Here is a 26430-nt window from a genome sequence, read left to right on the forward strand (position 1 = left end):
GGGTTGCTTATGCTGCCCTTGGTCATCCTGGGCTGCAAATCATTGCCAGACCTGGATCATCGCACGGTCTCCACCGCTCGATTGGACACCCATGATACGCAGCTGGGTCAGGCCCTTGAGCCCTTGACCCAGGCTCATCCCGGCCTTGCAGGGATATATCCTTTGCGCAATGCCCGGCATGCTTTTGCAGCTCGGGTTGTGCTCGCCCACGCAGCGGAGCGCACGCTCGATATTCAGTATTATATCTGGCGGCATGACAGGACCGGCACCATGCTCTTCGATGCTGTGCGGACTGCAGCGGATCGCGGGATCAGGGTGCGACTGCTTCTGGATGACAATAATACCTCGGGGCTGGATGGAATCCTTGCGGCTTTGGATGCGCATCCCCAGATTGAGATCCGTCTCTTCAATCCCTTTTTGTATCGCAATCTGCGGGTCCTTGATTTCATCACGGATTTTGGACGCGTGAATCGACGCATGCACAACAAGTCCTTTACCATCGACAACCAGGTGACGATCATCGGCGGTCGCAATGTTGGGGATGAATACTTCGGTGCCACCGACGATATGCTCTTTGCTGATCTTGATGTGCTGGCGATCGGGCCGGTCGTCAAGGATGTCTCCCGGGATTTTGATCGCTACTGGTCGAGCGCCTCGTCGTACCCTGCCGACCGCCTTCTGCCGCCTGTGGATGCTGCGATCCTGGCGGAAATCGCCCGGAAGGCGCGTGAGCTGGAGCAAAGTCCGGAAGCCGCGGCCTACATCGAGGCGATTCGCAGCCTGCCTTTTGTTCAGGACCTGAAAGAGCACCGCTTGCCGTTCGAATGGGCTGAGACGCGGATGGTGAGCGATGATCCCAGGAAAGGTCTGGGGCAGGCTCCGCCGGACGGCCTCCTGCCCCATCGCTTGATGAAGGTCCTTGGAACCCCCAAGGCCCATGTTGATCTCGTCTCGCCCTATTTTGTCCCGACCGAAGATGGTGTGGAATCCTTTGCTTCGCTGACGGAGGAAGGTGTCCAGATCCGTGTGCTGACCAATTCCTTTGAAGCCACCGATGTCGCCTTCGTTCATGCCGGTTATGCCAGGCGTCGCAGGGCCCTTCTGAAACACGAGGTCAAACTTTATGAATTTCGTGGGCCGCCGCGTGAACCTGAGCAGGGCAGTGCCTTCAATCCGCGCGGCAGTTCGCGCACCAGTCTGCATGCCAAGACCTTTGCCACGGATGGTTTGCGGGTGTTCATAGGCTCCTTCAATTTCGATCCCCGTTCCGCGAAGCTGAATACCGAGATGGGATTTGTGATCGAAAGCCCGATCCTGGCCCGGCAGATCAAAACGGTCTTCGATCGTGATGTTCCCTTGAACGCTTACGAACTGGCTCTCAATGCCGAGGGCGGTCTGATCTGGATCGAACGCCAGGGGGAAAGGAGAGTGGAGCATACGGTGGAGCCGAACATGAACGTTTGGGAGCGGTTGCTGGTCTGGCTGCTCGCGCAACTGCCCATTGAGTGGTTGCTCTGATAGGCAGCCAGCCGTCGAGGCGGTATAAAGGCCTGAACGCAAAGGAAGGAGCTTTCCCATGGAAATCGCGATCACGGCACTGGAAAAATCATGTAAGAGCCACCGGCTTTCGGGCCTTGTTCTGGGATCCTGCCTCGCCCTCGCTCTGTCCTCTCCTGCTCTCGCGCAGACGGCAAAGCCAACGCCTTATATGCCAGGCACCTATGATATCGACCCGGCCCATACCCGCGTGTCCTTTGTGATCGGGTGTCCAAGGCCTCGGTCACCATTCCGGTTCAGTCCATCGATACGGGTGTGAAAAAGCGCGACGATCACCTGCGCTCGAAGGATTTTTTTGAAGTGTCGAAATATCCAAACATGGCCTTCGTCAGCAAGTCCTTCAGCGGGACGCCGGAGTCTTTTAAAATGACAGGCGCTCTAACCATCAAGGATGTGACCAAGGATGTCACCTTTGATGGGAAATATACGGGTTCCGTGAAGGACTCATGGGGACAGCAAAGAACGGCCTTGCAGGCGACGGCGAATATCAATCGGAAGGACTTCAATATCAACTACGATGACAAGGTGGATATCGGGCCGGCTGTGGGCCATGAGGTTCAGATTCGACTTTGGGTGGAAGGTGTGAAGAAGGAAGATTCCAAGAAGGGACCCCCGAAGAAGTGAACCGACCCCTGGCATGGCCAGGGGCTCTTCCATGGCAGGCTTTACTGACCCTTGAGTTTATCGAGACCGTCCTGAACGGACTTGACGACGGAATCATCCGCACCAAATTGCTTGGCGAGATCGATCAACGCGCTGGGGTTCGACATCACCGTCATCACCAGCTGCTGCAGGACTTCGGGTGGAATTCCGAGTTCCTGAACCTTGGCCATGGCCGAGAATGGGTTTTCCTGAGCAGCCTTCACCAGTTCCTGCAATTTTTCGGGAGCCACATTCAAATTTTGAATCATTGAGAGCAAATCTTGCATGGGAAACTCTTTTCGTGAATTAAAAAATACCAAAGCGTTTGGGGCGGCTCAGTGATTTCAGATCCTGGGCCAAACGACCTTTGGCCAAAGGTGGAGTATAGATCACCTGCCATTCCCCTTCCGGGTTGATCACAAAATACTGAGGGCTGTGGGCCATCGTATAAAGACCAACCTCGCCCTGTCCTTCCTTGGCAAACGTTGCATTTATCAGACCAGCGAAATGTTTGATGTCATCCAAATTGCCGGTCACCGGACGAATCGCGGTATGAAAAGCCTGAACGTATTTTTTCAGGACTTCAGGCGTGTCTCGCTCCGGATCCACTGTAATAAAAACAAACTGGATCCGATTGCGACTATTCAGCGGGAGAGCATTGAGTTCATCGCGAAAAGCCGCCAGTGTCACAGGGCAGACATCGGGGCAGTGTGTGAAACCGAAGGACAAAACGGTCCACTTGCCGAGGACATCGGCTTTCCGAAAGGGCTGGCCATAAACATCGACCAGATTGAACTCACCAATTTCCTGCGCCGGGATGAGTTCGGTGCCGCCAATGGCGGGATCATTCCTCGAATCGTTTTGAAAATAAAGAAAGAGAACGAGCGCAATCAGGATACCGAAAAGTGCCAGCGTCCGATGGGGGATTTTTGGCATTCCTTACTCCGTCAAAAACCGTTAATGAGCGACCCAGAGGTCGTAGCATAGGCCCTGGTAAAGACCAAGTTGATATTTGACGAGGGACGGCATCTAGGGAAGTATAGGGGCCACGTAACACGCAAAAGGAGTCCTCTCTATGCAAAGCCGCCAAATGAAAAGCCGTCTCATGCTGACTGTCGTGGTCTTCTGTGGCCTCCAGACGGCCTGTGTCACGCGTGGCCGCGATTTTTCTTCTGACCTAACCTGGGTGAAGAAAGGTCAAACCACTCAAAGCGACGTAACACGTCTCCTGGGTCAACCCGTTGCTATTGGTAATACTGGCGGAGTTCCCACCTGGACCTATGGATACTACGACTATCGCCTCTTCGGCAATAGTGATACGAAGGAACTTAAATTCTACTGGAATGGTGACAAGGTTCAGGACTTTTCGTTCAACTCAAGTTTTCCTCAGGATCGGAAGCGTCTGATGTTTGGCAAGTGAAATGCACAACCCCTTCAGGGAGGATGCCATGGAAGCCACTTCAGGTTCCAATTTCCGCATGATCGATGTCAGCCCGAAAGCGGTAACGCATCGGCGTTCCCTGGCTGAAGGCCGCATCTATCTGAGTCCTCTGGTGTTTGAAAAGGTCAGCAACCGAACTCTGCCCAAGGGAGATGCCCTTGTGCTGGCAGAAGTCGCCGGTATCATGGCTGCGAAAAACACGGCTCTCCTCCTGCCTCTCTGTCATCCTCTGCCCATTGAATCCGTCCAGGTTCAGTGCGAACTCGAACCGGAAGCCAGGGCCGTGAGGGTGCGCTGTGAAGTCAGCACCTCGGCCAAGACCGGGGTGGAGATGGAAGCTCTGGTGGGCGTGCAGGCCGCTCTGCTCTGCATCTACGATTTAAGCAAAGGCACCGATCCTGTGATTCGGATCGGTGATGTCACGCTTCTCGAAAAGGAGGGTGGCAAGTCCGGATTCTGGCAGCATCCGCAGCATTCCGAGCGCGTGATGAAAGAACGGCAGCCCACGCCGCAGCCCCATCTCGATCATATGCGGGTCGCGATCGTCACCATCAGCGACAGCTGCTATGAAGGCTCGGCGGATGACACGTCGGGATCCTGGCTGGTGGAACGCTGTGAAGCCAGCGGGGCGATGATCAGCAAACAGTATCTGGTGCCCGATGAAGTGGATTCCATTCGCCAGGTGGTGATGGAAGCCGTGGAAACGCATCGTGCGGATTTGATTTTGACCACGGGCGGAACGGGTCTTTCGCCTCGTGATATTACACCGGAAGCTTTGAAGGGAATTTGGGATCGCGAGGTGCCAGGTTTCGGTGAACTTTTGCGAAGCTCCGGAGCCCGGCATACGCCGCTGGCTTTTTTAAGCCGTTCGGGTGCCGGCATGATTGGATCGAGTCTTGTGATTATGCTGCCTGGCAGTCTGAAAGCAGTCAAAGAAGGATTGGAGGCCTTGTTGCCTCTGCTGCCTCATGCGTTTCATGTAACGCGTGGTGGTCGCCACGAACACCAATCTTGACGAGGGCACCCTCATGCTGAGTTATCAGGAAGCACGTGCGATTGTAACGATGCGTGGTCATGAGCGGCAAACGTATCGACAGGACGAACAGCGGGAAGTTCCGCTTTTTTCCGCGCAGGGTCAGGTTCTGGCGGAAGCGCTCCTGAGTCCGGAAGCGGTCCCCCCTTTTGATAATTCCGCCATGGATGGTTACGCGGTTTGCGCCGCGGATACCATGCGAGCCACAGCGGATTCCCCGGTGGCCCTGCCGCTGCTGGGCACCGTGGCCGCGGGGGATGAACCCGGCGTTTTCCCGGGGACGGGAGCGGTTGAAATCATGACCGGCGCTCCGATGCCCGCCGGAATCTTTGATGCGGTGATCCGGGTCGAGGATACGGAAAAGGATGCGGAGCTTGGCCAGGTCCTGATCAAACGTCCCGCCGGTGTCGGTGACAATATCAGGCGGCGCGGAACGGATTTTCAAATCAACCAGCGTCTGGGACAGCGCGGGCAGATGGTCACGCCGGAGCTGATGATGAGCGCGGCCAGCCTTGGTCTTGATAACCTGCCGGTGCAGGATCCCTTGCGCATAGCTCTGTTAATTACCGGCCGGGAACTCAGCCGTTTCACCGACAAGGATCTGCCGGCCGGCATGATCCGCGATGCATCCGGACCCTATCTGCAGGCCTCCCTGCATCGACCGGATTTTGATCTGGTCGCTCATAAGATGCTGATCGATGATGCCGCGCTGTTTCAGGCTGAGGCTTTGAAAATTCTGGAGCTGCAGCCGGATATCATCATCAGCACAGGCGCGGTATCCATGGGCAAATATGATTTTATCCGCGACAGTCTTTTGGAACTCGGGGCTGAACTTCACTTTCATAAGGTGGCCATGCGCCCGGGCAAGCCTCTGCTCTTTGCCGAATGGCGCAATGGTCCGGTATGGTTTGGACTGCCGGGAAACCCTGTCTCGACCGTTGTGGGCTGGCGCTTTTTTGTCGATCCCTATGTGCGGGCTCTGCGGGGGCAGGCACCGGAAGAGGCTGCCACGGCCCGCCTGGCCCAGGGCTATAAAAAACCTGCGGGGCTGACCTGCTTTTTGAAAGCCCATAAGACTGTAGTGGATGGGACGTTGCAGGTGCAGATCCTGGAAGGACAGGGTTCCTATATGCTGAGTCCGCTGCTGGAAGCCAATTGCTGGGCTGCGCTGGACAGCACGGCTGATTATCTGGAACAGGATGCACTGGTCAAGGTTTATCCCTTGTCCGCTTTAGGTTAAGGAATGCCTTATGCTGGAAATTTACATTCGTCTCTTTGGTGCGTTTCGCGATTTCGCTCAGAATCCGCGGCTCCTGTTTGAATGCGCGCCCGGTACCAGTATTGCTGAATTGCGCCAGCAGATGGGTTCGCTGCTGGAAAATATGCGGCCCGGGGCCGGAGTGGAAAGCCTTCTGAAGCAGTCGGTGTTTGCGGATGAAAAGGAAATCCTGAGTGAGGATTTTCGACTGGAGAGGAGCCAGGAGCTGGCGATCATTCCCCCGGTCTGTGGAGGCTGAAGCCTTAGGCGCGACGCTCGAGGATCGCGCGAATCCGATCCATGACCTTGACGGCTTCCATGACCAGAACCAGCAGGTCGCGGGCTTTGACCGGTTTCTCCAGATAGTCAAAGGCACCCAGGGAAAGCTGCTGCTGTCGGGCCTGGTCGTTGGGCTTGCCCGTCAGGAAAATCACCGGCACATAGATGGAACGCTGACGGATGATGCGGAAGAATTCCACGCCGCTCATCTCGGGCATGTGATCGTCCAGGATAATGACATCAACGGAATTGTGAAAGAGCACCTCCAGAGCCTCGCGACCGTTGGCTGCGGTCAGGACTTTGAATCGGGTGAAGCGCTGCAGCGAGGCCTTGGTGATATCCACAATATCATCGTTGTCATCAACAATAAGAACAGTTCCCTTAACATCCTTATTTTCCGCAATGATCTGATCCAGGGTCTTCGTGGGCTTCATGGCGCTCATCTTGCACCTCCAAAAGATGCTTCGGTCGGCCGCACCAGGAGTTGAGATAGCGGGAGCGGGACGGGGAAATGGACCCACTCCGCTTTTGGCGCCCTTCCCTTAATTCATTAAAATTTACAGTGAAATCATGGTCTTGCGAGTGGGCAAAATTATCCCATCATAGGCTGGCAACCGCCATTCCGGTATAATGGAAAGGAAAAGTAAGAATTTTCGTTCGGACACAGGTGGGAACATGAACCGTCCTAGGCGCTTGTCCTTAGTATTTGGCACTTTTGCAACCCTGTTTGTGGGCAGCTGTGAATGCCAACGCACAGCATCCGAGGCGCGGGCCTATGCCGCTCGCAGTGGTCCCGTGATTTATGCAACCGACCTCGTGGAATTGGAAGACATCCGCGATTTCTACAAGCGTGTCTTTGGGGTGGATGCCTATACCACGGCCTGGAGCGAGCTCGACAAATTCCGCAGTGGAACGGTGGCCACCATCCGCGTTCCCTATTCCGATAGCTGGTACCCCGAGCGCACCGGCGGAACCAACGTTCCGGCTGGCAATAACAGTGCTCTGGCCAAGTACGATGCCGTCTTTAACGGCGGACAGAGCAAGGCCGTTCAGTGGGAGCGCGACAATCACAATCGGCCGACACCCAACTGGTATGGGCACTGCAATGGAACCGGCGTGACCGTGACGCGCTTTCAAAATCCTGTGCGCAATGTCACGCGCCCGCGAGGTTGCACCGCTGGAAGCGCAGGCTGTACGGAGTTTACCCCGGCCGATATTCGGGCGCTCCTGTCTGAAATCAACATGAATGCCAAGGCGAAATTCATTTCCGGCAATCGCTGCCGTTTGACCTTTGCCCAGATTCGCAGCCGTCCCATCGAGCGGGCTGTGCCGCAGGTTATGGATGAATGCGATGACGTGAATCCGGGAAGCTTCCATGCGGCTCTGGTGAATTTCATCGGCCGTCAGAAGCAGCCGCTGGTGTTTGATGAGCATCAGGATGAAGAGGTCTGGAACTATCCGATCTATTCCTATGACTACACAGCGGAAGGACCCTGGACCGAGGAGCAGGCGATCACCGCCCTGCGCAACTCCATCCGGGACCCCAACAATACGGCGAATTCCGCGTTCCCGCCGATGACCGACTGGATCTTCAACCCACGTGCAGTTTCCTTTATGCATGTGAACCTGAGTGTCGCCTATCGGGAAGCCACCTTTGATACAAGCGGAGCGGGAACCAAACCGGCTCCGAAGGTGGCCAGTTACGAATACATTCTGGAACTGGATGGGAACAACAATGTGATCGGCGGGGAATGGATGGGGCCTTCGCGCACCTATCATCCGGACTTTGTGTGGATGCCCTTTGAACCGGCTGAACCTACCGGGGATGACTCGCGCGGCAATGCCTTCCTGAGCAATGTGGAAGTGACCAAGCTCTGGGCGGAATCGATGGGATTCAATCCTGATGATCCGTTCCATGACAAGCCGAAAAATTCCTATGATGTGCGGTTCTTTCCTCTGGGTGATCTGGCCTGGGGCTTTGTACGCGGTTATTATCGGCTGCTGCTCGACGGACGGACCACCGGCACAGCCTTCCTTGGCAAGAAGACTCACCTGCGGATCGAAGTCGAAGAGATCCTGAAAGGCGATGCCGCGGTGGAAGTGACCCTGAACGGTCAGCCGCTGCCGGGGGGCAATATTCAGGATGGCAAACTCGATCTTCTCTTTGATTCACCGCCCGGCATCAACCTGCTGAACCTGCGCTGGACCTCGGGCCGCGTGGATACGGCGGAACTGAACTGGGACTTCCGCTATTACGCCATGTAAGAGCCCGCTTTGATTTTCAGCTTGGCCTGGCCGTGGCTTCCGTGCTGTTATCAGGACCTGGACTGGTCCTGATAGGAGTCGGCCATGGTTCGCAAGATTCTCATGCTTCTGCTCGCCCTCTTCATGTTCCTCGGTGGCCTCAACCACTTTCTGAATCCCGATTTTTACCTGCGCATGATGCCGCCTTATGTTCCCGCTCCGGGCTTCATGGTGGCGCTCAGCGGTGTGGTGGAAATCGCCCTGGGCATTGCTCTGCTTCTACCCAGAATGCGGGTGCTGGCGGCCTGGGGGATCATCGCGCTTTTGATCGCGGTCTTCCCGGCGAATATTCATATGTATTTGCATCGGGACCAGTGGCCGGAAATTCCAGCCTTCGTGCCGCTCATTCGGCTTCCGTTTCAACTGGTGTTCATCGCCTGGGCCTGGCTTTTTACGCGGAGGAACCCTGCGCGTCAGGGTTGATCAGGAGGCTCGGGGCATCGTGAGGTCCCAGCTCTTTTCCGGCCAGGTGAGACGCAGTTCGGTGCCGGGTCCTTCCGGATTGTCAGCAAGCGTGCAATCACCCTGCAAGCTGAGGCAGTTCTGACGAATGGCGGAGAGACCCAGCCCGCGCCCACTCAGGGAGCTGACGCTGGTGCTGGTGGAAACACCATCCTCGAAAAGCAGCGCGGTCAGGCGCAAAGGATCCTGGGTTTGAAGGCCGCGCTCGGCGGCGAGCCTATGGATCCTTTCCCAATTCAGTCCGATCCCATTGTCACGCAGGATCAGTTGGAAGGTCCCGCCGCTGCAATCCGCCTCAATCTGCAAACGCACATCCTGCCTTTGACCCCGAATGAAGCCGTGATCCACGCTGTTGGTGACAGCATGAACCAGAACGCCTCGTAGTGTTTCCAACCGATCTTCATTCCAGTTCTGATAGCGGTCGATGACTGTGATTTCCTTCAGTGCGATATGATGCTGCTGCAAGGTCGGTTGAAGGCCAGCGCAAATTTCACTGCAGAGGCTGAGCAGGTCCTGGCCAGGTTCATGCTGCAGGTGCGGACCGATTTCATCCACGACTTGAAAATAGTTCTGCAGCGTGGTTTTTAGAGGCAGAAGTGCTGTCTCGGTGATCGGCTGAACGGGATCCGCCAGGCAAGTTTCCAGCTGATGAATGGCGTCGCTGAGCCTTTGCAAACCGAGGGAACGGGCGATCCCTTTTTGAGTATGCAGCCAGACCTTGTCCTTCAGAATGGTTGTGGTCGCGAGACGTTCCTTGATTTCATGAAGAAGATGCAGGGCGCGGCGCATGGAAACCCGGCGCAATTCGCTGATCGCGTCATGGAATTCACTGTTTTTCAAGCGTTCCATACGCACGGCCTCCTCCAGTTCCAGATGCTGCGAGATATCGACGATGGTGAGGACGAGGTCCTCCACCTTATCTTCGCGAATGGTCGGCTGCCAGGCCAGCGAGAGTACCTTGCCACCGATTTTGATTTGCTGCGGCAGATGCACGGAATTGAATTCCCAGTTGTCGGCATGTTCACCGAGTATGGTGTTCAGACACTCCTGGGCGAGCTGGATCTGATCCTGATTCAGCTGGGAATTCCGCAAAAGAATGGGCAGAATTTCCTGGCCGACGAGGCTGTCACCCCAGCCCAGAATCGCTTTGGTGGCACGGGAATAGTAGGGCAGTATTTTGGAACCCGGGCCGATACGAACGATGCCCTCCTGAATGGTGTTGAGGATTTCCTGCAGCGCCCGCTGCTTCTCCAGGACCTCATTGCGCTTGCGAATATAGAGCAGCGCAAGGACCAGGAGTCCAAGGATCAGCAGGGACAGAAGGATGAGAAGGCGTTGAATCCTTTCGACCCGCTGGAGTTCCTGGGTCTTGGCCTGATTGATGACTTCGAGCTGGTGCTTTTGCTCCTCGATGCGCTGCAGATCAAACTGAGCGGCCATCTTCCGGCTGATTTCGGCATTCTGCTCGTCATGATATTTGTTGGAAAGATCCAGGAGTTTGCGCAGAGCACGCCTTTCCTCGCCTGGCTGCGCGCGATGGCGGGCGAGGTCGGCCTGCAGTTGATACCAGGTCAGTTGATTGCTCAGGGAGGCGTGGTCCGGAAAGCTGCTGATCCTGTCACAGGTTTCAAAGGCCTTGTCGTAATCCTGCAGCTTGATATAGGTCTTGCAGACGTTGAACATGAGTTCCGCGTAATAGAGTTTGTTATCCCCATTCGATTGCCAGAATTCAGCTGAGAGCCGGAAATAGCGCAGGGCCTCCCGATACTTCTGCAGCTTGAAATAGGCGCCCCCGAGGCTGTCATAGATATATTTGGAATAGGGCATGTCCGGCGTGTCCGGATACTTTTGCACGAGCTGCAGGCCGAAGCTGATGGCCTCCTCGGGTTTTAACTGAGCATAGAGACCGGTCAGAGAATTGCTGTAATTGAAGGCAAGAAAGGTTTTACCATGCGCTTCAAAGTAGGTGATCGCCTCCTGAAGCAGGGTGATGCCTTCGTCATAGCGCTTGTAAAATTCGGAGGCGAAAAAGGAACCGACGGCGGCCCGGGTGGAATAATAAGTGAGGTTATGCGGCAGTTGCTGATGGATGTCCTGAAGGCGTTTGATATTCTCGACCACAACCCGATAATCCGACTCCCGGTTGGCGAAGTAGGTGAAGAGTTCCCGGGCATAGGCTTCCATCGCGAGGTCGCGGTGCAGGACGGCGGTGGCGATGGCCTTTTCATGGGAAGCCCGCGCTTCCTGGGACCTGCCCTGAAATTCAAGCGCCACACCCGCCAGCGAAAGAAGGCGCACCCGTTCCACCGGACGATCCACCTGATCGATCAGCTTTTGCCCGCGTTGCACCCATTCCCAGACAGTTTCCGATTTGCCATAAAGTCCTGCGGATTCGGCGATCACTACGCTCAGCCCGATGATGTCCGCGGCCTGCATCGAAGCGCCCTGGCTTTCGAAAAGAGCGGTGCCTTCCCGGACGACCGCCGCGGGATTCACAAAGGTGCGTTCATCGAATTCGGCAATCCTCTCCGCCAGAGGGCTGTTCGCAGCGGATAGGGATACAGGCAGCAGCCAGCTCAGCAGCCAGATCATGAAGGCATAAAGTGGAATAAAAGCGCGTTTGGGCACCATCCTGCTCCAAAACAATACTCATCGTTTTCGGAGTTCAGGGCTGAGGGCTGACTGAAAAGGGGAAGGGGGAGCGTAAAACATGAGGAAAAAGGCGGTTTTTATGAAAAAGCCAGGAGCTCCCCTGCCGGAGCAGGGGATGCAGAAACTCCTTAGAGCTGCATTTTGCCCAGGACTTCGTCGTCGACCTTGACTTGCGCCTTGTCGCGCAGGCTTTTCACGAGGTCGTTACGGGCATTCATACGAATTTCCTGCTCGACTTCATTCTTCTTGTCCTCGAACTTCACGCTGTCACCGCCGCGAACGTCCACCACCTTGATGATGTGGTAGCCGAACTGGGTTTTGATCAGCTGAGGATAGACGTTGCCTTTTTCGGTGCCGAAAGCGGCTTTTTCAAATTCAGGAACCATGCGGCCCTGTTTGAACCAGTTGAGGTCGCCGCCTTTGGAACCGTTTTTCTCGGTCGCGTATTTTTTCATGTTTTCGTCGAAGTTATTCTTGGCCTTGATTTCCTTCAGGGTCTTTTCCGCTTTGGCCTTTTCCTTTTCAGGGAAGAGGATGTGCTGCGCCTTCACTTCCTTCTCGGTGAACTTGGCTTTGTTCTTCTCGAAGTATTCCTTCAGCTTGGCATCGGTGCTGTTATCCGCGATGTATTTTTCCAGATAAAGCTTGGCGAGGATATCGCGCTTGGCGGTTTCCACCAGCGCCTTGAAGCGATCGGAGTCATCCAGATCCTGGTTTTTGGCTTCGTTGGCCAGAAGAGTGCTCTCGATGATGTGATCGAGGAATTGTTTTCTGATTTCAGGATTGCCCTTGACCATGTCGGCCTGGGGACCCAGCTGAGCGAGCGCTTCCTTGTATTGATCCTCGGAGAGTCCTTTGCCGTTGATGGTGGCGACGTCCTTGGCCAAGGCGATCGACGAGAAAGCCCAGGCGGCGAGGGTCAATGTCTGCAAACTTTTTTTCATGCACGTTCCTTTCTATTTTATCGGATGTCAGCCGAGAGATCCTCTTTCAGCTGGGTTAGCAAGGCTTCCACTTCCTTTTCCACGTCCTTGTCCGTCAGAGTCCTGTCGTCAGCCTGGAAAACGAGACTGAATGCCATGCTCTTTTTGCCTGCTGGAATATTGGTACCCTGGTACACATCGAAGAGATGCTGCTCACGCAGATATTTGCGGCGCTTGAATCCTGCAAAACTTTTCATGAAGGCATCGTAAGTTACCGACTCGGGAACCACAAGCGCGAGATCACGGGCTACGGGTGGGAATTTGGCCGAGCCAGACGCATAGCTGCGCTTCACCTGCCATTCCTCCAGCAGCACCTCAAGGTCCGCCTCAAAGACCACCGGCGTATGCTGAAAATCGAGGCCATAGGCCTTGGCGGTACGCGGGTGCAACTGGCCCACATAGCCAAAGAATTTACCCTTTGGAGTCCAGATGGCCGCGGCCGCGCCTGGATGCAGCCAGGGGAAATCGTCGGCCTGAATCGGTTCAAAGCGCAGCGACTGAACGCCATAGGCTGAGGTCCATTGCATCAGAATCTGTTTGCCATGAAAGAAATCGACCTTCTGCTCCGGCTGATTCCAGGATTTTTCTGTATAAGGCTGATCCAGAATGACCGCCACACGGTTGCGCTCGATCGGCCGCTCATCATTGCGCGCCTTGGCGGGAATGTGAACACCCTGCTCCTGAACATGGGCCCAGGCGGCGGAGGCCGTGCCGTTGAATTTCTGCGGTTCATGAAAGGTGCGCGCCGCTTCGAAAATTTTCACGCCCTGCCGGCCGTGACGGCGATTCTCCAGAACGCTGGCCAGCAAACCGGGAATCATGGTCGTCCGCAGCAGGCCCTGCGTTTCCACCAAAGGATTGACGAGGCGCACGGCTGCTGCCAGCGGATGATTCTCCTTGATGCCCATGTTTTCCAAATCACCGGCATGCATGAAGGGGAAGGTGATCACTTCACTCAGACCGCAGTCGGCGAGCGTGATCTTGTTTTGATCCAGAAAATCGATCAGCGGATGCTCGGGCAAATGACTGATTTCCATCTTCGGGAGTTTGAAGGGAATTTTGTCAAAGCCGTGAACACGTGCGACCTCTTCAATAAGATCAATTTCGCGTTCAATATCATGGCGCCAGCTCGGAACGCTGAAGAGCAGACGCTCATCCTTGTGATCGGTGAGTTGGAAACCGAGGGATTCCAGGATGCCGACGACGGTATCGCGGTTGATGGCTGACAGCGCGGTGATCTGTTTCAAACGCGGCAGGCGCAAAGCCACGATCGCAGGTTTGAACGCCTGAGGGTGAACATCCACAGCCTGACCGGCGATTTCCGGCAGAGGAACATCCACACCCAGGCCACGGAGTTCTTCCGCGCCCTGATAGATGACTTCCGCCACACGCCGCGCGACCCAGGGAATGTTTTGAACGTCGATGCCGCGTTCAAAACGATGCGAAGCTTCGGTATGCATTCCATAACGCTTCGCCGTCTTGCGCACGAGGACCGGATTGAAATGAGCCACTTCAATAATGATATTCGCCGTGTCGGCTTTCACTTCTGAATTTTCACCGCCCATCACACCGGCGAGGCCAACCGCCTTGCTGGCGTCGGCGATCACGATATCGGTGGCGGTCAGCTGACGTTTCTGGCCATCCAGCGTGGTGAGTTCCTCGCCTTCCTTGGCCCGCCGCACCTGAATCACCTTGCCCTGCAGATCGCGCTCATCATAGGCGTGAATCGGCTGGCCGGATTCGAGCATCACATAGTTGGTGGCATCCACGATGAGGTTGATCGGCCGCATGCCGGCGTGCTGCACGCGTCTTTGCAGCCATTGCGGTGAGGGAACAGCCCGCACGCCGCGCACATAAAGAGCGCAGAACCGCTGAGAATCACCATTGGTGGTCAACTGCACGGTGACATGCGAGGCGCTGTGCAGGGATTCCTGCGAGCGCTTGGCGACCGGGGCCGGAACCTTCAAGGGACGTTTGAGGCGGGCCGCAAGATCGCGGGCTACACCGATAATGCCGAGGCAATCGCTCCGGTTGGGGGTCAGACCGATTTCAATGACCGTATCATTCATCGCATAGTACTGACTGATGGCGGTGCCGAGCGGCGCGGATTCGGGCAGCTCGATAATGCCATCATGGGATTCGGAAAGGCCCAGCTCCTGCTCACTGCAGAGCATGCCGAAGGAACTTTCGCCGCGAATCTTGCTTTCCTTGATTTTGAAATCACCGGGCAGAACCGCGCCGATGCGGGCCACGACCACCCTGAGGCCATCGCGGGCATTGGGCGCGCCGCAGACGATTTTCAGAGGATCACCGGAGCCGACCGAAACCTGACACACACGAAGCTTGTCCGCGTTGGGATGCTGCTCCGCCTTCAGAATCCGGCCGACCACCACCTCGCCTTTCAAGGGCTCGATGCGTTCGATCCCTTCCACTTCCAAACCCAGCTGGGTCAGTTCCGTTGCGAGATGCTCGGGAGTCAGATCTTTTATATCGATATAATCGTTCAGCCATTGCAATGAAATACGCATGGGTTGAGAGTCTCCGCTCAGGGATGGGTCGGGAATTGGCCAAGGAACTGCTGATTGCCCTCAAAGAGCTGCCGCAGATCCGAGAGTCCGTAACGCAGCATGGCGATCCGATCGAGGCCAAAGCCGAAGGCAAAACCGGTGTAGATTTCGCTATCGTAACCCACCGCTTCAAAGACGTTGGGATGGATCATGCCGAGGCCGCCGAGTTCCAGCCAGCCGGTGTTTTTGCAGATGCGGCAGCCCTTGCCCCGGCAGCTCACGCACTGCAGATCGAATTCCGCACCGGGCTCCACAAAGGGGAAAAAGCTCGGCCGCAAGCGGGTGGACAAATCCTGACCGAACACCGCCTTCAGCAGCTGATCGATCACCCCTTTCATGTCGCCCATATCGATATTCTCATCGACGATGAACCCCTCCACCTGGTGGAACATCGGGGTGTGGGTGATGTCGCTGTCGCAGCGATAGGTCCGACCGGGAGCCACCACACGCAAAGGCGGTCTTTCATGCATCATCGCATGGATTTGAATATTGGAGGTGTGCGTGCGCAGAATCGTTTTGCTGCGATCGCCGATGAAAAAGGTGTCCTGCATATCACGCGCAGGGTGATCATCCTTGAAGTTCAAGGCTCCGAAGTTGTAAAAGTCGAGGTCGATTTCCGGCCCATCGTAAACGGTGAAGCCGAGACTGCGGAAGGCATCCAGAATAATGCGACGCATGAGCGTCACCGGATGCAGCGAACCCTTGCTTTGCATCGCCGCCACCGGGAGCGTCACGTCGAGGCGTTGTGCGGCCAGGGATTCATCCAGCGCCCCTTCCTCAGCCGCCGCTCGCAGCGTTTCGAGTTTTTCCTCGATGCCCTTGCGCAGTTCATTGATGATTTTGCCGGCGGCTGGTTTATCTTCCTTGGACACTTCCTTCAAAGTTTCCATTAAAGCGGTCACCAGTCCCTTGCGCCCCAGATACTTGACTTTCAGTTCTTCCACCGCGCGGGAATTCAAGGACGCGTTCGCTGTATCCTCGTGAAAGGCGACCTTGATTTCCTCGATGCGCTGCACGCATTCATTGAGCTTGGACATTTTCAGCTTTCCAATAGTAAAACAGCGGGATATGGCCTCACCGGCCACGCCCGCTGGATCTTGCGATAAGAACAACGGCTGCTTTCACACCGCTTTGAGAGCTTCACCGAGTCGCTTCAAACCTTCGATCAGCTGCTCGTCGGCCACAGCATAACTCAGGCGGAGAAAACCAGGAGCGCCAAAGGCCTCGCCTGGAACCATCGCGACGTGATGGGCTTCCAGCAATTTTGCACTGAAAGCGAGGCTATTATCATTGGCATAGAGAGGAGATTTTGCAAGGACTTTTCTAATGTCAATAAAGATGTAAAAAGCCCCATTTGGCGGCATCATATCCACCCCAGGCATTTCGCGCAGAAGCCGGATCGCCATGTCCCGACGGGCTTTCAGAAGACCCATCTTATCTTTTGTCGCAGCCGAACCCATACTCAAAGCCTTGATGGCCGCATCTTCAATGAAGGCCGGAAGGCAGGTTGAGGACTGGGTTTGCAGCGTGCGCACCATCTCAGCAACCTGGCTCGGGCCGGCCATATAACCGACTCGCCAACCGGTCATGGCGTATCCTTTGGAGAGGCCATTCACCAGGATGTAGCGATCCTTCAGGTCGGGGCAAAGGGTTGCCATCGAGATGGCAGGGAAATCGTAGGACATGTACTCGTAGATTTCGTCCGCAATGATCCACCAGGGCTTGTCGGTCAGATACTGACCCAGCTGGCGTAACTCGGCCTCAGGAATGGTGTAGCCGGCCGGATTGTTGGGCGTTGTGATGATGATGGCCTTGGTCCGGGGCGTGACATAGGGTTCAATCATCGCTGGCGTCAGGCGTGCAGCCTTGTGGTCGCTGGGATAAGGAATCACGACAGGTTTTCCACCTGCTGCGACGACATGTTCCGTGTAGCTCACCCAGTAAGGGGCGGGGATCAGAACCTCGTCGCCCTCGTTGATCAGAGCCAGGGCCAGGTGAAAAAGGATTTCCTTGGCCCCAATGCCTGCCACGATTTGGCCTGGCTGATAGCTTAATTGATTGTCCTTTTCCAATTTCTGACAGATCGCCTTGCGCAGAGGCAGGCTGCCACCCGCGGCGCTATATTTGGTTTTCCCCTGATTCAAAGCCTCGATCGCCGCATCGACGATGGGTCGTGGCGTGGGAAAGTCCGGCTCACCCACTGAAAAGTTGATGACCTTGTAACCCTGATCAGCCAGTTCTTTGGCTTTGGTATTAAGGGCCACAGTTGGGGACGGTTGAAGCTGCGAGATTCGTTTTGAAAGGGACAATTCCATGGTGAAAACCCTGTGCGCGGAAAGGTTTTTGTTGCCCCCTATTAAGCAGAGGTCCAACGCGTCTTACAAGTGCTTTCCAAGGAGGACGTTTTGGCCAGCTCCGAGTCGGTGGCTCATGAGGAGAAGGGGAGGAGGAATGCGCCGGTATACGACGTATCTGATTTGCCAGGGAACCCACCACTCACTAGGTGGGTGCCTTACCACGCGCTTCAGGCTTCCTCAATCTAATAGAGGCATGCTCACCACGAGTGGACCCAGGCTCCCTGATTTAAAAGCATCGGTTCACCTGCATCAACCAGTACGATGCCGACACATTCCAAGCGAGTTTCTAACACAAGATCGAGGGCGGGAGTATAGTTTTTTTTTGAAGAAAAAATTTCCTGCGAAGAGGAGGCAGTTATGTCCTCTGGAAATTTAGGAATTTCTTAGAAGATTGAAAACTCATGCGGCTCATGTTCAAATAATTCTTTACAAACGCACCGCAAATTTTCAGGAAACAGGCCTGCCTGCATAATATCGATTAGACCTTAAAATCCCGTGGAATGGAGCCCGCATGCAAACCGAGAACGATGTTTTCAATCCCCGTGCACTGCAGATGTCGGTGCTGGTCACCCCGGATATGGCGAATTTTTCGGGGCATATGCACGGTGGAGATCTCTTAAAATATCTTGACAAAGTTGCCTATACCTGTGCCATGCGTTATGCCGCAAGCTATGTCGTGACCCTTTCGGTCGATAAGGTTTTATTTAAACAACCAATTTTTATTGGTGAGTTGCTGACGTTTCTGGCACTTGTGAATTATACGGGCAAAACTTCGATGGAGATCGGCATCAAGGTGGTTGCTGAGGATTTGGTCAAAAAAAGCCAGCGGCACACCAACAGCTCGTACTTCACGATGGTGGCCCTCGATGAAAAAGGCAACCCCAAGGCGATTCCTCCATTCCTGCCCAAGACTCCGGAAGAAAAACAGCGTTACGAGCGGGCAAAAAAGCGGAAAGAAGCGAGCTTAAGAGAGGGCGGCGCAACGGTTTAGCAGAAGCTGCCGAAGGAACAGCAGTGCAACGGATGATCCGAAGCAACCCTAGGAACAATAGCGCAACGGATGCACCGAAGCAATCTTAGGAACAACAGCACAACAGATTCATTTAAGAAGGGGCAGGCATGCGTGCCATCCTATTGGTTGGTAGTTTGAGTTTTGGGCTGCTTTCCGGGCAGGCCCAGGCTTTGGAATTGGGACTTGGGGCGGGACGCATTCAGGGCTGCCTCGCGCGGGTCGCGGACGAGGACGCCCTGTGTTCCATGGGGCCGGCGATGACGCTGAGTTTCGGTTTGAACCTTTGGGGCGCGGGCTATCGGCCAGGCGATAGGGAGGTTCGGGCTTTTGATTCTTCGGTCGGCCGTTCCAATTTCGATAGCGGCTGGCGTTGGAATGCCAGCGTCAATCGCTGGGAAGAGGTCCTCATCATTGTCGCGGTTGGGCTGCTGATCACAACCGTGATCTATGCCTTTATGTATCCATTTTCTTCGCGCATGGACATTGGCGTCGTGGGTCGCAGCGGCTGGCAGCAGCAATCAGGGGCGGACCTTCAGCTCTGGCGCAACGAGGCGGGCCTTTACCTGCGGGCCTATCTTTCCCAGCATTTTCCCATGTACATCTACGGCAGCGGGATGTTTTCCCACCAGAATCTGACCCTCGCCGGTCGGGAGGAAACGCATCAGGTCTTTGTGAAAGGCCTCGGTTTTGGCTTCATGAGCCCGACCCAGGGCGGGCTCTATCTTCATGGTGTTTGGGAACGCAGCAGTTTTATCGATCCCAAAGTCCGGGATCTTGTCGAAGACGCCAGCGAGGTAAAAATGGCCAAAAATTCAGTGGCCTCCATCCTCGATGGTTCGTACTTCGAACTCGGCTATATCTGGTACCTCTAGCCCTGAAACAGAAGCGTAAGCCCGAAGACGGCGAACAGGGCGGCGGCAGCCCAATGAATCCACTTCATCGAAATACGCCTCGTTAAGCGTTCGCCGAGGAAAACCGCAAGACCATCCGCCACCAGCATGCCGGCTGTGGTCCCGATGGTGACCATAACCGGCGCTTGAAACCGGGCACCCAGAGCAACCGTGGCCAGCTGGGTTTTGTCGCCCATTTCTGCCAGAAAAAAAGCGATCGTGGTGGTGATAAAGGCTCCGTACTTTTCACTCCACTTGAGCCCATCCTCCTTATCAGGAATCAGCAGCCAGACGGCAAAGGCGATAAAGGTCAAGGCCAGAATCCTGTTCAGAAGGCCTGCGGGTATCAGCGCGGAAATTTCGGCGCCAAGCAGCGAAGCGAGCCCGTGATTGACGAGCGTCGCCAGCAGAATCCCGGCCATGATCGTCCAGGGTTTTTTGAATTTCGAAGCGAGCACCAGCGCCAAAAGCTGGGTCTTGTCGCCCATTTCACTGGCAAGAACCAAAAGAAAAGACTGCAGGCCGACAGCATCCAAAGGGGACCTCCTTCAAAAGGGCGCTCTTTTGTATCAATAATTCCATGTAAAAGACAAGGACGCTCCGTCCTTTTGTACGAAATGAATTTGAGGCTGGGCGTAGTGACGCATATGGTGCCGTCTTCCAATTGTCTTCGCGGGGGACTCAGGCTAGATTGAGAGCCGCCTGATCGGGGGCGATTCAACCTTTTTTATCATGAGTCTGATGTGACCGAGGCTTTGTCTTCCATCGCCATCTATGTCGTGGCCACTCCGATTGGCAATCTCGATGATATTTCGCAGAGAGCCATGAAGATACTGAAGAATGTGGACCTTATCGCCGCGGAGGATACCCGCCGCGCGCGCCAGCTCCTGCAGCAAATTGGACGGGAGAAGGTCGAACTCATCAGTTATTACGATCATGTTGAGGCGGAGAAAGCACCGATCATTTTGGATCGATTGCAACGGGACAATCTCTCGCTCGCTCTGGTTTCGGATGCGGGGACGCCCTGCGTCTCGGACCCTGGCTATCGGCTGATTCGGGAAGCCAAAAGGCGCGGAATTCCTGTGCATCCGATTCCCGGGCCCAGCGCGTTAACAGCTCTGGTTTCCGCTTCCGGTTTGCCGAGCGATCGCCTGCTCTTCGTCGGATTTTTGCCGACCAAGCGGGCGGCTCTGGTTCGTGAAGTGGGCAGCTGGCGGAATGTGCGGGCTTCCATTGTGTTCTATGAGGCGCCGCGACGACTGGCACAGGTTTTCAAGGTGATTGAAGACCTCTATCCCAACGCTGAACTGGTGGTGGGGCGTGAGCTGACGAAGCTGCATGAAGAGATACTGATGACGGACATCCAGGGTGCGCGCGCCTGGTGTCATGATCATGAATTCCTGAAGGGCGAGGCCACAGTCATGGTGTCCCTCGGTCGTGATGCGGAAACGCCGGAAGTTCAGGCGGCGGAAGCGGCCCATGAAATTGCCAGCGAAGCCATCCAGCTCTTCAAGGGTGGAGCCACTCTGAAGGATCTTTTGCAAAAATTCAGGGATCGGGGTTTGAGCCGCTCCGATCTTTACCAACTGCTCCTCGAAGCGAAGGAGGCGAGCGATGATACGTGATGGACAACCGAGTCCCGAGCAGGCCCGAAAAATGGCCCGGGTTTTTGTGATAGCCACTCTGGTCGGTGGATTTCTGGTGTTTTTGAATGTGACGATACGAAGCTACAACATTCGCCAGCAGCAGGAGGCGATTAAAAGTCAGGAAGCGGCCGAACAGGCCACAACTCCCGCCACTCCCGAAGCGGTACCGCAATCGGCCACACCCTGAGTTTAGAGCGGAATTTTGGGCGAACGGCTGATGAGCCTTCGCAACTCATGAAAACTCTTCAGCAGATCCTGAGCGGCCTGGCGTTCGGCGGCCGGGCCGTAAAGGGTGTCCTGATACAGTTGAGAAAGTTCCTGGCAACGCGCCGCATGCTGAGGATACGTTCGGGATACCCGTTCGAGAAAGTCCCGCATGCCCTCATAACTTTCCCGCGTGAGACCCCGCTTTTCCAGATCCCGTAGAAAGCCTTCCATGGCCGACTGCCAGAGCGGACGATTGAGGCGTTTTTTCTGCATTCGCCAAATCTGAAGAGGCACCAGGATCGCAAGGACGGCAATCATTCCCATCCAAAGATATTCGAATTCCTGGGCCCACTCGCGCAACTTCACCACAGCCAGACGCAAACCATAGGCGAACCAGGCCGACGGCAGGGCGGTGATCCAGACTCTGCTGGATTCACGGGGCACTTCGGAGATGGCCACAGCGGAAGGATCCACACGCCGCCAGCGGCCATCCCAGAAGACTTCAACCCAGGCATGCGCATCGCTATCCCGAACCAGAAGAAAATCGCTGTTGCCGATAAAAACTCCACCTTCATAACCGGCGACCACGCGGGCCGGGGTGCCGGCCAATTGCAGGAGCGTGGCGAATGAGGCAGCAAAATGCTCGCAAAAACCCCGCTTTTTGACGAAGAGGAAATCATCGAGGGCATCCTCCCGACTCAAGGTGCCGGGACGCAGTGTATAGGTATAGCCCTTCATCCGTTCCAAAAGCGTCAGGACCTGCTGCTCGGGGGATCTGAATTTCAGCTCATCCACCAGCGCCCGCGTTCGTGCCGAGACCTGAATTTTCAGCGCTTCGTGCTGTGGCGCATGCGGCGGGGAAAAGCGATCAAGGGGTGCCGCGCTCGCTTCAATCAGTTCATTCTGGGTTTGATAGATGCGCAGATCAGGATGCCACCAGATCCGGGTTGCCTGCGGGCCGGCGCCCTGGAGGGAAATGGTGTGCTCGAGAAGCGGCAGCCCCAGCCCCAGGCGCACCTCGGGGATCATTTGATAGGTCAGATGACCCGCAGCTGCCGGTCGCTGATTGTAGTCCTGCATTTCAATCTTGCGCTTTTTGCGCCAGATCATGCCGAAGGATTCCTCCAGAACCATGCTGCGCCAGTAAAGGGCTTGTTCACCCGGTTTGTCCTGAAAAAAACGCACGCGGAACGCCACCCGATCCGACTGCGCGAGACGGGCAATGCGTCCGGGCTCGAGAATATCCGAAAGTCCTGTCACCGCGTATTCGGAGGTCTGCGGCCTTATCTCTGGGAAAAAGAAATAAACCGGCAGAAGAATGGCCGCGACCGGCAGGGATATCTTCAGAATATTGCGCCCCAGAGGCCAAAGCGAAAGCAGAGCCGAAGTCGGCAGATGATGGATGAGCAGACTGAAAAAAATCAGCACCGTCAGGAAAAAATAAAGAAACAAAGGCAGGGGCGACCCGCGCATCACGAGAAGACAGATCAGGAGTCCATAGAACGCGGCGTGCACCATCATCACCTGACGTGGATGCGGGCGATCCAGAAGGAAGAGCATGCTGGCAATGCAGACCACCGAGATCATCGATTCCCGGCTGAAAATAGGCGCGCTATCGAGAAAAATGAAGGCCACCATCAGGGTGCCGAGCGCACTGAGCAAAACCCGTGAAGGATGCCCGCTGCCGCTGCGAAGGATCCACCATTTCCAAAGTCCCAGGACGGCCGCCGCGATCACGAGCCAGAAGGGAAGCCCCTGCGCGAGCAGGAGGATCAGAAAGGCAAAGACGATCAGCGCCAAATTCTGAACGCCCATCATACCGGCACCTCATGGCTGGCGAGTTGCCTCAGTGCGGTGCGCAACTGTTCGTGTCCGGAGCCTTCGGGCAGGGTCACATGGGGGAGCTCCAAGGAAAAAGGCCGATTCTGCGAAGCGCAGGCAAAAACCCAGGCGGTCAGCTGCCGCAGCTTCGCCTCAGGATCCTGGACCAGAACATCCTGATAGCGCAGATGCAAGGCGCCTTCCCCGCGACTGCCAAACTCCTTCAATAAAAGCGGCTGACCCCGCGCATAGGCTTTCCAGTCCACCTGCTTGAGTGAGGCTCCCGGTTGATACAGGCGATGCCCGGCAAAATCCTCGCCGGTCAGGTAACGCAGACGTTCCCCTTCCTCCGTAGGAGGCAGCGGCTGCTGGCCTTCCGGTCGCGGATAAACGATGAGTTTGGCGTCCGTAAACATCCACTTCCATGCCGAAAAAAGTCCGTAGTAGCCCCGACTCTGCACCCGGATGCGCTGCAGAGCATAAACGCCGCGCACGGGACACTGAATTTCGAGCAGTACCGAGCTGCTGCTTTTGAGTTCCTGAACGAAGGGGGCATTCAGAAGCTGAAATTTTTTCAAGGTTTGCAGGGAAATATTATAGCGGGCCGGCTGCTGACCATTGCGCAGGACGACCAGCACGCGAGCGGTCCGGCCTTCCTCGCCAGGCTCGCTTTGGATGACGTCACCGGTCACACTCTCCATGTTGCTGTTGGTCTGGATCATGGCCACCATCCCGAGCACGATCAGGGTGAGACCAACCGTATGATAGGGACCTGAATTCCGAAAAAATCCGAGAGCGAAAACATCGACGATCAGCGTGAAGAAGGCGAAACCGTAAACGGTCGGCAGAATGCCCGGCCGATCGGTTGGAATAAAAACCTTTTTCATGGTCGTACCGGGACCTGATGCAGCAACTCACGAGCGCGTTCGTTGCCGACTTCAGGACGCAGTTCATCCCCGCTGATCAGGCGATGGCTCATCACGGAAATGGCCACAGCCTGCACATCCTCGGGGATCACATATTGGCGATGATCGAGCCAGGCATAGGCCTGCGCCGCATGCAGAAGGGCCAGCGAAGCGCGCGGGGAAATGCCGTGTGGCAAACGCCGGGATTCCTGGGCGATGTCGACGATGTACTGGGCGATGCCGGGTGCCACATGCAAACGCCGGATCTCGGCCTGACGGGCCCGGATTTCACCGGGATCCCAGATCGGTTCCAGGTCCGCGAGAGCCTTGGCGGACCCTTCATTCATCAGGATGCTGATCTCGGCATCGCGACTGGGATAACCCAGGGCCATCTTCATCATGAAACGGTCGAGCTGCGATTCGGGCAAAGGAAAAGTCCCGATGCTGCGCCTTGGATTTTGCGTTGCGATAAAAAAGAAGGGCCGCTCCAAAGCATAGGTTTTGCCATCCGCTGTCACGGCCTGCTCTTCCATAGCCTGCAGGAAGGCGCTCTGGGTTTTCGGCGAGGCGCGGTTTAATTCATCCCCCAGGACGAGCTGACTGAAGATTGGTCCTGGCTGGAACACAAAACTTTGCTTGTCGCGATCAAAAATCGAAACCCCGATAATATCAGCCGGCAAAAGATCCGACGTGAATTGAATGCGACTGAAATCGAGATTCAAAAGTTTCGCCAGGGTCTTGGCGAAGGTGGTCTTGCCCATGCCCGGTTCATCTTCCAGGAGAAGATGCCCACCAGCCAGCAGGCAGCTCAGGGCCAGGCGAAAGGATTCCCGCTTGCCGATGACCACTTTCTCCGCTTGCTCAAGAAATTTTTGCAGCATGCACCGGGGTCCTTTGAGGCAGCTTTTCCAATTCCGCCATGGCATGGAAAGCGGCGATTTTAAAACCTTCCGCCAGCGTCGGAAAATTGAAGATCGTGGAGTGAGCAAACTGATGGATGGTCATGCCCGCAATCATTCCCACCTGGCCGATGTGAATCAAATTCGCGGCATCAGCGCCCACGATATGGACACCGATGATTTTGTGGGTGTTCTGGCAGACGATAATCTTCATCAGTCCATAGCTGTCACCGCGAATGTAACCACGGGCGATTTGATCGTAGCGGGCGCGGCCGACCACATAGGGCTGGTTTTTTTGGATCAGTTCCTCTTCAGTCATGCCGACGGAAGACATTTCCGGTATGGTATAAACCCCTATGGGAAAGAACTCGGGAAAAGTGACATCGGGGATGCCAAAGGCATGAGCGGCTGCCACACGACCCTGTTCAGCCGAGGTGCTCGCCAGCGCCGGCGGGCCGATCACGTCCCCCACGGCGTAAATGTTGCGAATGCTGGTTTGAAAGTGTTGATTCACGTTAATCGCTTTACGCTCGTTGACTTCGATGCCGACACGCTCCAGTCCCAGATGATCACTACAGGATTCACGGCCGGCAGCGAAGAAGAATATATCAGTTTCCAGAATGAGATCATTATAAGTTGTGCGAACCAAGGGACCGTTGACTTCCATTTTCTGCAGCATACGGCCCAGCTCAAATTTGACGCCCAGTCCCTCCATCGACTGCTTGAGCTCTTCGGCGATCTCCTGATCGATAAATTGCATGATGCGTGTCCGCGCATCGATAATCGTTGTGTTCACACCCAGCGCCGAGAAAATGCAGGCATATTCACAGCCCACCACGCCGGCGCCGAAAACCGTGATCGATTTCGGCAGCGATTCCAGCCGCAGAATATCATCGGAATCCACCACCCGCCAGCCATCGAAAGGCATATCAGGCGGACGCCGCGGACGCGAGCCGGTGGCGATCACCACGAATTCCGTGTGCAGCACATAGCTTTCACCGTTCAGCGGATTGATGCGGACGATGTTGGTATCTTCAAGGAAAGCCGTGCCGTGAATCAGATCCACCTTGTGCTGAGCCAGGGCCGCGCGCACAATTTTCTCTTCATCCATCGAGGCGGTGCGGGCGCGTTCCGTCAGACGATTGGTGGACAGCGTATTCACCAGCCGTTCCACCCAGTGAGCACCGACGTGCGAATGGATGCTGCGAATGGCCGCCATGACTTCACGCAGCGTCTTGGACGGGATGGTGCCGGTATGCAGCCAGGTTCCTCCCAGGCGCTCGGGATGTTTTTCCACGACGGCGACGCGTTTTTTGAGACGGGCGGCCTGGATTGCGGCTTGTATGCCGGCCGGCCCACTTCCGATCACGACCATATCATAGGCTGCTGAATCCACAGTTACTCCCCGAATGCTGACGCCACGGTAAGAGGATCGGTCGCCACCGGGACTTCTTTAGGTTGGGCCCGGGTTTTACGCTTTGGGATTGTCGGGATCAGGTGTGACCGCTTATCATA

At 55.7% G+C, this 26430-nt stretch carries 26 protein-coding genes and 1 other RNA gene; 13 read left to right on the plus strand and 14 right to left on the minus strand.

Annotated elements, in window-relative coordinates; all coding sequences use genetic code 11:
* Positions 1-9 precede the first annotated feature (9 nt).
* The 3 genes from OLTU_RS04245 to OLTU_RS04250 are packed head-to-tail and all read left to right on the plus strand — an operon-like array spanning position 10 to position 2181.
* Positions 10-1518 (plus strand): phospholipase D family protein, encoded by a 1509-nt coding sequence (locus OLTU_RS04245; protein ID WP_176736324.1) that lies wholly within the window; start codon positions 10-12, stop codon positions 1516-1518.
* Positions 1519-1576: 58 nt separating this feature from the next.
* The gene (locus tag OLTU_RS32250) at positions 1577-1816 is read left to right on the plus strand and encodes a hypothetical protein (protein ID WP_218109830.1); all 240 of its coding nucleotides are present in this window, start codon (positions 1577-1579) and stop codon (positions 1814-1816) included.
* Complete coding sequence (locus OLTU_RS04250; RefSeq protein WP_141731511.1) at positions 1765-2181, plus strand: YceI family protein; 417 nt, start codon at positions 1765-1767, stop codon at positions 2179-2181. The genes OLTU_RS32250 and OLTU_RS04250 overlap by 52 nt, the downstream gene beginning before the upstream one ends.
* Positions 2182-2222: 41 nt before the next feature.
* Here OLTU_RS04250 and OLTU_RS04255 read toward each other — a convergent pair whose 3' ends face one another.
* Together OLTU_RS04255 and OLTU_RS04260 are read right to left on the minus strand one after the other, a co-directional pair.
* Positions 2223-2486, minus strand: coding sequence for a DUF2999 family protein (locus tag OLTU_RS04255; protein WP_141731512.1), 264 nt, complete (start codon positions 2484-2486; stop codon positions 2223-2225).
* Positions 2487-2505: 19 nt separating this feature from the next.
* Complete coding sequence (locus OLTU_RS04260) at positions 2506-3135, minus strand: SCO family protein (protein ID WP_141731513.1); 630 nt, start codon at positions 3133-3135, stop codon at positions 2506-2508.
* A gap of 139 nt (positions 3136-3274) precedes the next feature.
* Here OLTU_RS04260 and bamE point away from each other — a divergent pair, with 139 nt between their 5' ends.
* Genes bamE through OLTU_RS04280 form a run of 4 tightly spaced genes read left to right on the plus strand, consistent with a single transcriptional unit; the run spans position 3275 to position 6190 of the window.
* Positions 3275-3619 carry an outer membrane protein assembly factor BamE domain-containing protein gene (gene bamE, locus OLTU_RS04265; RefSeq protein ID WP_141731514.1) on the plus strand — a complete coding sequence of 115 codons (345 nt, stop codon included), beginning with the start codon at positions 3275-3277 and terminating at the stop codon, positions 3617-3619.
* 28 nt (positions 3620-3647) lie between these two features.
* The gene (gene moaCB / locus OLTU_RS04270; RefSeq protein WP_176736325.1) at positions 3648-4655 is read left to right on the plus strand and encodes a bifunctional molybdenum cofactor biosynthesis protein MoaC/MoaB; all 1008 of its coding nucleotides are present in this window, start codon (positions 3648-3650) and stop codon (positions 4653-4655) included.
* Positions 4627-5913: a molybdopterin molybdotransferase MoeA gene (locus tag OLTU_RS04275; RefSeq protein WP_218109831.1), complete on the plus strand. Its 1287-nt coding sequence runs from the start codon at positions 4627-4629 to the stop codon at positions 5911-5913. Before moaCB ends, OLTU_RS04275 begins: the two co-directional genes overlap by 29 nt.
* Positions 5914-5923: 10 nt before the next feature.
* Positions 5924-6190, plus strand: a complete 267-nt coding sequence (locus tag OLTU_RS04280; protein WP_141731517.1) for a MoaD/ThiS family protein — start codon at positions 5924-5926, stop codon at positions 6188-6190.
* Positions 6191-6194: 4 nt separating this feature from the next.
* Here the strand turns inward: OLTU_RS04280 and OLTU_RS04285 are convergent, their stop codons facing one another.
* Positions 6195-6653 (minus strand): response regulator transcription factor, encoded by a 459-nt coding sequence (locus tag OLTU_RS04285; RefSeq protein ID WP_141731518.1) that lies wholly within the window; start codon positions 6651-6653, stop codon positions 6195-6197.
* A gap of 232 nt (positions 6654-6885) precedes the next feature.
* Between OLTU_RS04285 and OLTU_RS04290 the strand changes: the two genes are divergently transcribed.
* Together OLTU_RS04290 and OLTU_RS04295 are read left to right on the plus strand one after the other, a co-directional pair.
* On the plus strand, positions 6886-8475 hold the full coding sequence (locus OLTU_RS04290) for a hypothetical protein (RefSeq protein ID WP_176736326.1): 1590 nt from the start codon (positions 6886-6888) through the stop codon (positions 8473-8475).
* Positions 8476-8559: 84 nt separating this feature from the next.
* Positions 8560-8937, plus strand: a complete 378-nt coding sequence (locus tag OLTU_RS04295; RefSeq protein WP_141731520.1) for a DoxX family protein — start codon at positions 8560-8562, stop codon at positions 8935-8937.
* On the opposite strand, the gene OLTU_RS04300 is transcribed toward OLTU_RS04295, so the two are convergent.
* The 6 genes from OLTU_RS04300 to ssrS form a co-directional block, all read right to left on the minus strand.
* Positions 8938-11607, minus strand: coding sequence for an ATP-binding protein (locus tag OLTU_RS04300; RefSeq protein WP_141731521.1), 2670 nt, complete (start codon positions 11605-11607; stop codon positions 8938-8940).
* 149 nt (positions 11608-11756) lie between these two features.
* Positions 11757-12572: a peptidylprolyl isomerase gene (locus OLTU_RS04305; protein ID WP_141731522.1), complete on the minus strand. Its 816-nt coding sequence runs from the start codon at positions 12570-12572 to the stop codon at positions 11757-11759.
* A 17-nt stretch (positions 12573-12589) separates the two neighbouring features.
* Positions 12590-15139: a phenylalanine--tRNA ligase subunit beta gene (gene pheT / locus OLTU_RS04310; RefSeq protein WP_141731523.1), complete on the minus strand. Its 2550-nt coding sequence runs from the start codon at positions 15137-15139 to the stop codon at positions 12590-12592.
* A 17-nt stretch (positions 15140-15156) separates the two neighbouring features.
* A complete protein-coding gene (pheS, locus tag OLTU_RS04315; protein ID WP_141731524.1) occupies positions 15157-16215 on the minus strand; it encodes a phenylalanine--tRNA ligase subunit alpha in 1059 nt (352 codons plus the stop codon).
* A gap of 84 nt (positions 16216-16299) precedes the next feature.
* Positions 16300-17493: a pyridoxal phosphate-dependent aminotransferase gene (locus OLTU_RS04320; RefSeq protein WP_141731525.1), complete on the minus strand. Its 1194-nt coding sequence runs from the start codon at positions 17491-17493 to the stop codon at positions 16300-16302.
* A 170-nt stretch (positions 17494-17663) separates the two neighbouring features.
* Positions 17664-17777: non-coding RNA, 6S RNA (gene ssrS, locus OLTU_RS33340), on the minus strand.
* 269 nt (positions 17778-18046) lie between these two features.
* Between ssrS and OLTU_RS04330 the strand changes: the two genes are divergently transcribed.
* Together OLTU_RS04330 and OLTU_RS04335 are read left to right on the plus strand one after the other, a co-directional pair.
* A complete protein-coding gene (locus tag OLTU_RS04330) occupies positions 18047-18526 on the plus strand; it encodes an acyl-CoA thioesterase (RefSeq protein ID WP_218109832.1) in 480 nt (159 codons plus the stop codon).
* A gap of 128 nt (positions 18527-18654) precedes the next feature.
* Positions 18655-19419, plus strand: coding sequence for a hypothetical protein (locus OLTU_RS04335; RefSeq protein ID WP_141731526.1), 765 nt, complete (start codon positions 18655-18657; stop codon positions 19417-19419).
* Here the strand turns inward: OLTU_RS04335 and OLTU_RS04340 are convergent.
* Positions 19416-19973 (minus strand): TMEM165/GDT1 family protein, encoded by a 558-nt coding sequence (locus tag OLTU_RS04340; protein ID WP_141731527.1) that lies wholly within the window; start codon positions 19971-19973, stop codon positions 19416-19418. The two genes, OLTU_RS04335 and OLTU_RS04340, sit on opposite strands and share 4 nt — an antisense overlap.
* A gap of 207 nt (positions 19974-20180) precedes the next feature.
* Here OLTU_RS04340 and rsmI point away from each other — a divergent pair, with 207 nt between their 5' ends.
* Together rsmI and OLTU_RS04350 are read left to right on the plus strand one after the other, a co-directional pair.
* Positions 20181-21062, plus strand: coding sequence for a 16S rRNA (cytidine(1402)-2'-O)-methyltransferase (gene rsmI, locus OLTU_RS04345; RefSeq protein WP_141731528.1), 882 nt, complete (start codon positions 20181-20183; stop codon positions 21060-21062).
* Positions 21052-21270 carry a hypothetical protein gene (locus OLTU_RS04350; RefSeq protein WP_141731529.1) on the plus strand — a complete coding sequence of 73 codons (219 nt, stop codon included), beginning with the start codon at positions 21052-21054 and terminating at the stop codon, positions 21268-21270. Before rsmI ends, OLTU_RS04350 begins: the two co-directional genes overlap by 11 nt.
* A 2-nt stretch (positions 21271-21272) precedes the next feature.
* Here the strand turns inward: OLTU_RS04350 and OLTU_RS04355 are convergent, their stop codons facing one another.
* The 4 genes from OLTU_RS04355 to sthA are packed head-to-tail and all read right to left on the minus strand — an operon-like array spanning position 21273 to position 26311.
* Positions 21273-23108, minus strand: coding sequence for a transglutaminase TgpA family protein (locus OLTU_RS04355; RefSeq protein ID WP_141731530.1), 1836 nt, complete (start codon positions 23106-23108; stop codon positions 21273-21275).
* Entirely contained in the window at positions 23105-23998 is an 894-nt protein-coding gene (locus tag OLTU_RS04360; protein WP_141731531.1) for a DUF58 domain-containing protein, read from the minus strand. The genes OLTU_RS04355 and OLTU_RS04360 overlap by 4 nt, the downstream gene beginning before the upstream one ends.
* Positions 23995-24897 (minus strand): AAA family ATPase, encoded by a 903-nt coding sequence (locus tag OLTU_RS04365; RefSeq protein ID WP_141731532.1) that lies wholly within the window; start codon positions 24895-24897, stop codon positions 23995-23997. Before OLTU_RS04365 ends, OLTU_RS04360 begins: the two co-directional genes overlap by 4 nt.
* On the minus strand, positions 24878-26311 hold the full coding sequence (gene sthA / locus OLTU_RS04370; protein ID WP_141731533.1) for a Si-specific NAD(P)(+) transhydrogenase: 1434 nt from the start codon (positions 26309-26311) through the stop codon (positions 24878-24880). Before sthA ends, OLTU_RS04365 begins: the two co-directional genes overlap by 20 nt.
* Positions 26312-26430: the final 119 nt, after the last annotated feature.

The organism is Oligoflexus tunisiensis, from assembly GCF_001748245.1.
Classification (GTDB): Bacteria; Bdellovibrionota_B; Oligoflexia; order Oligoflexales; family Oligoflexaceae; genus Oligoflexus; species Oligoflexus tunisiensis.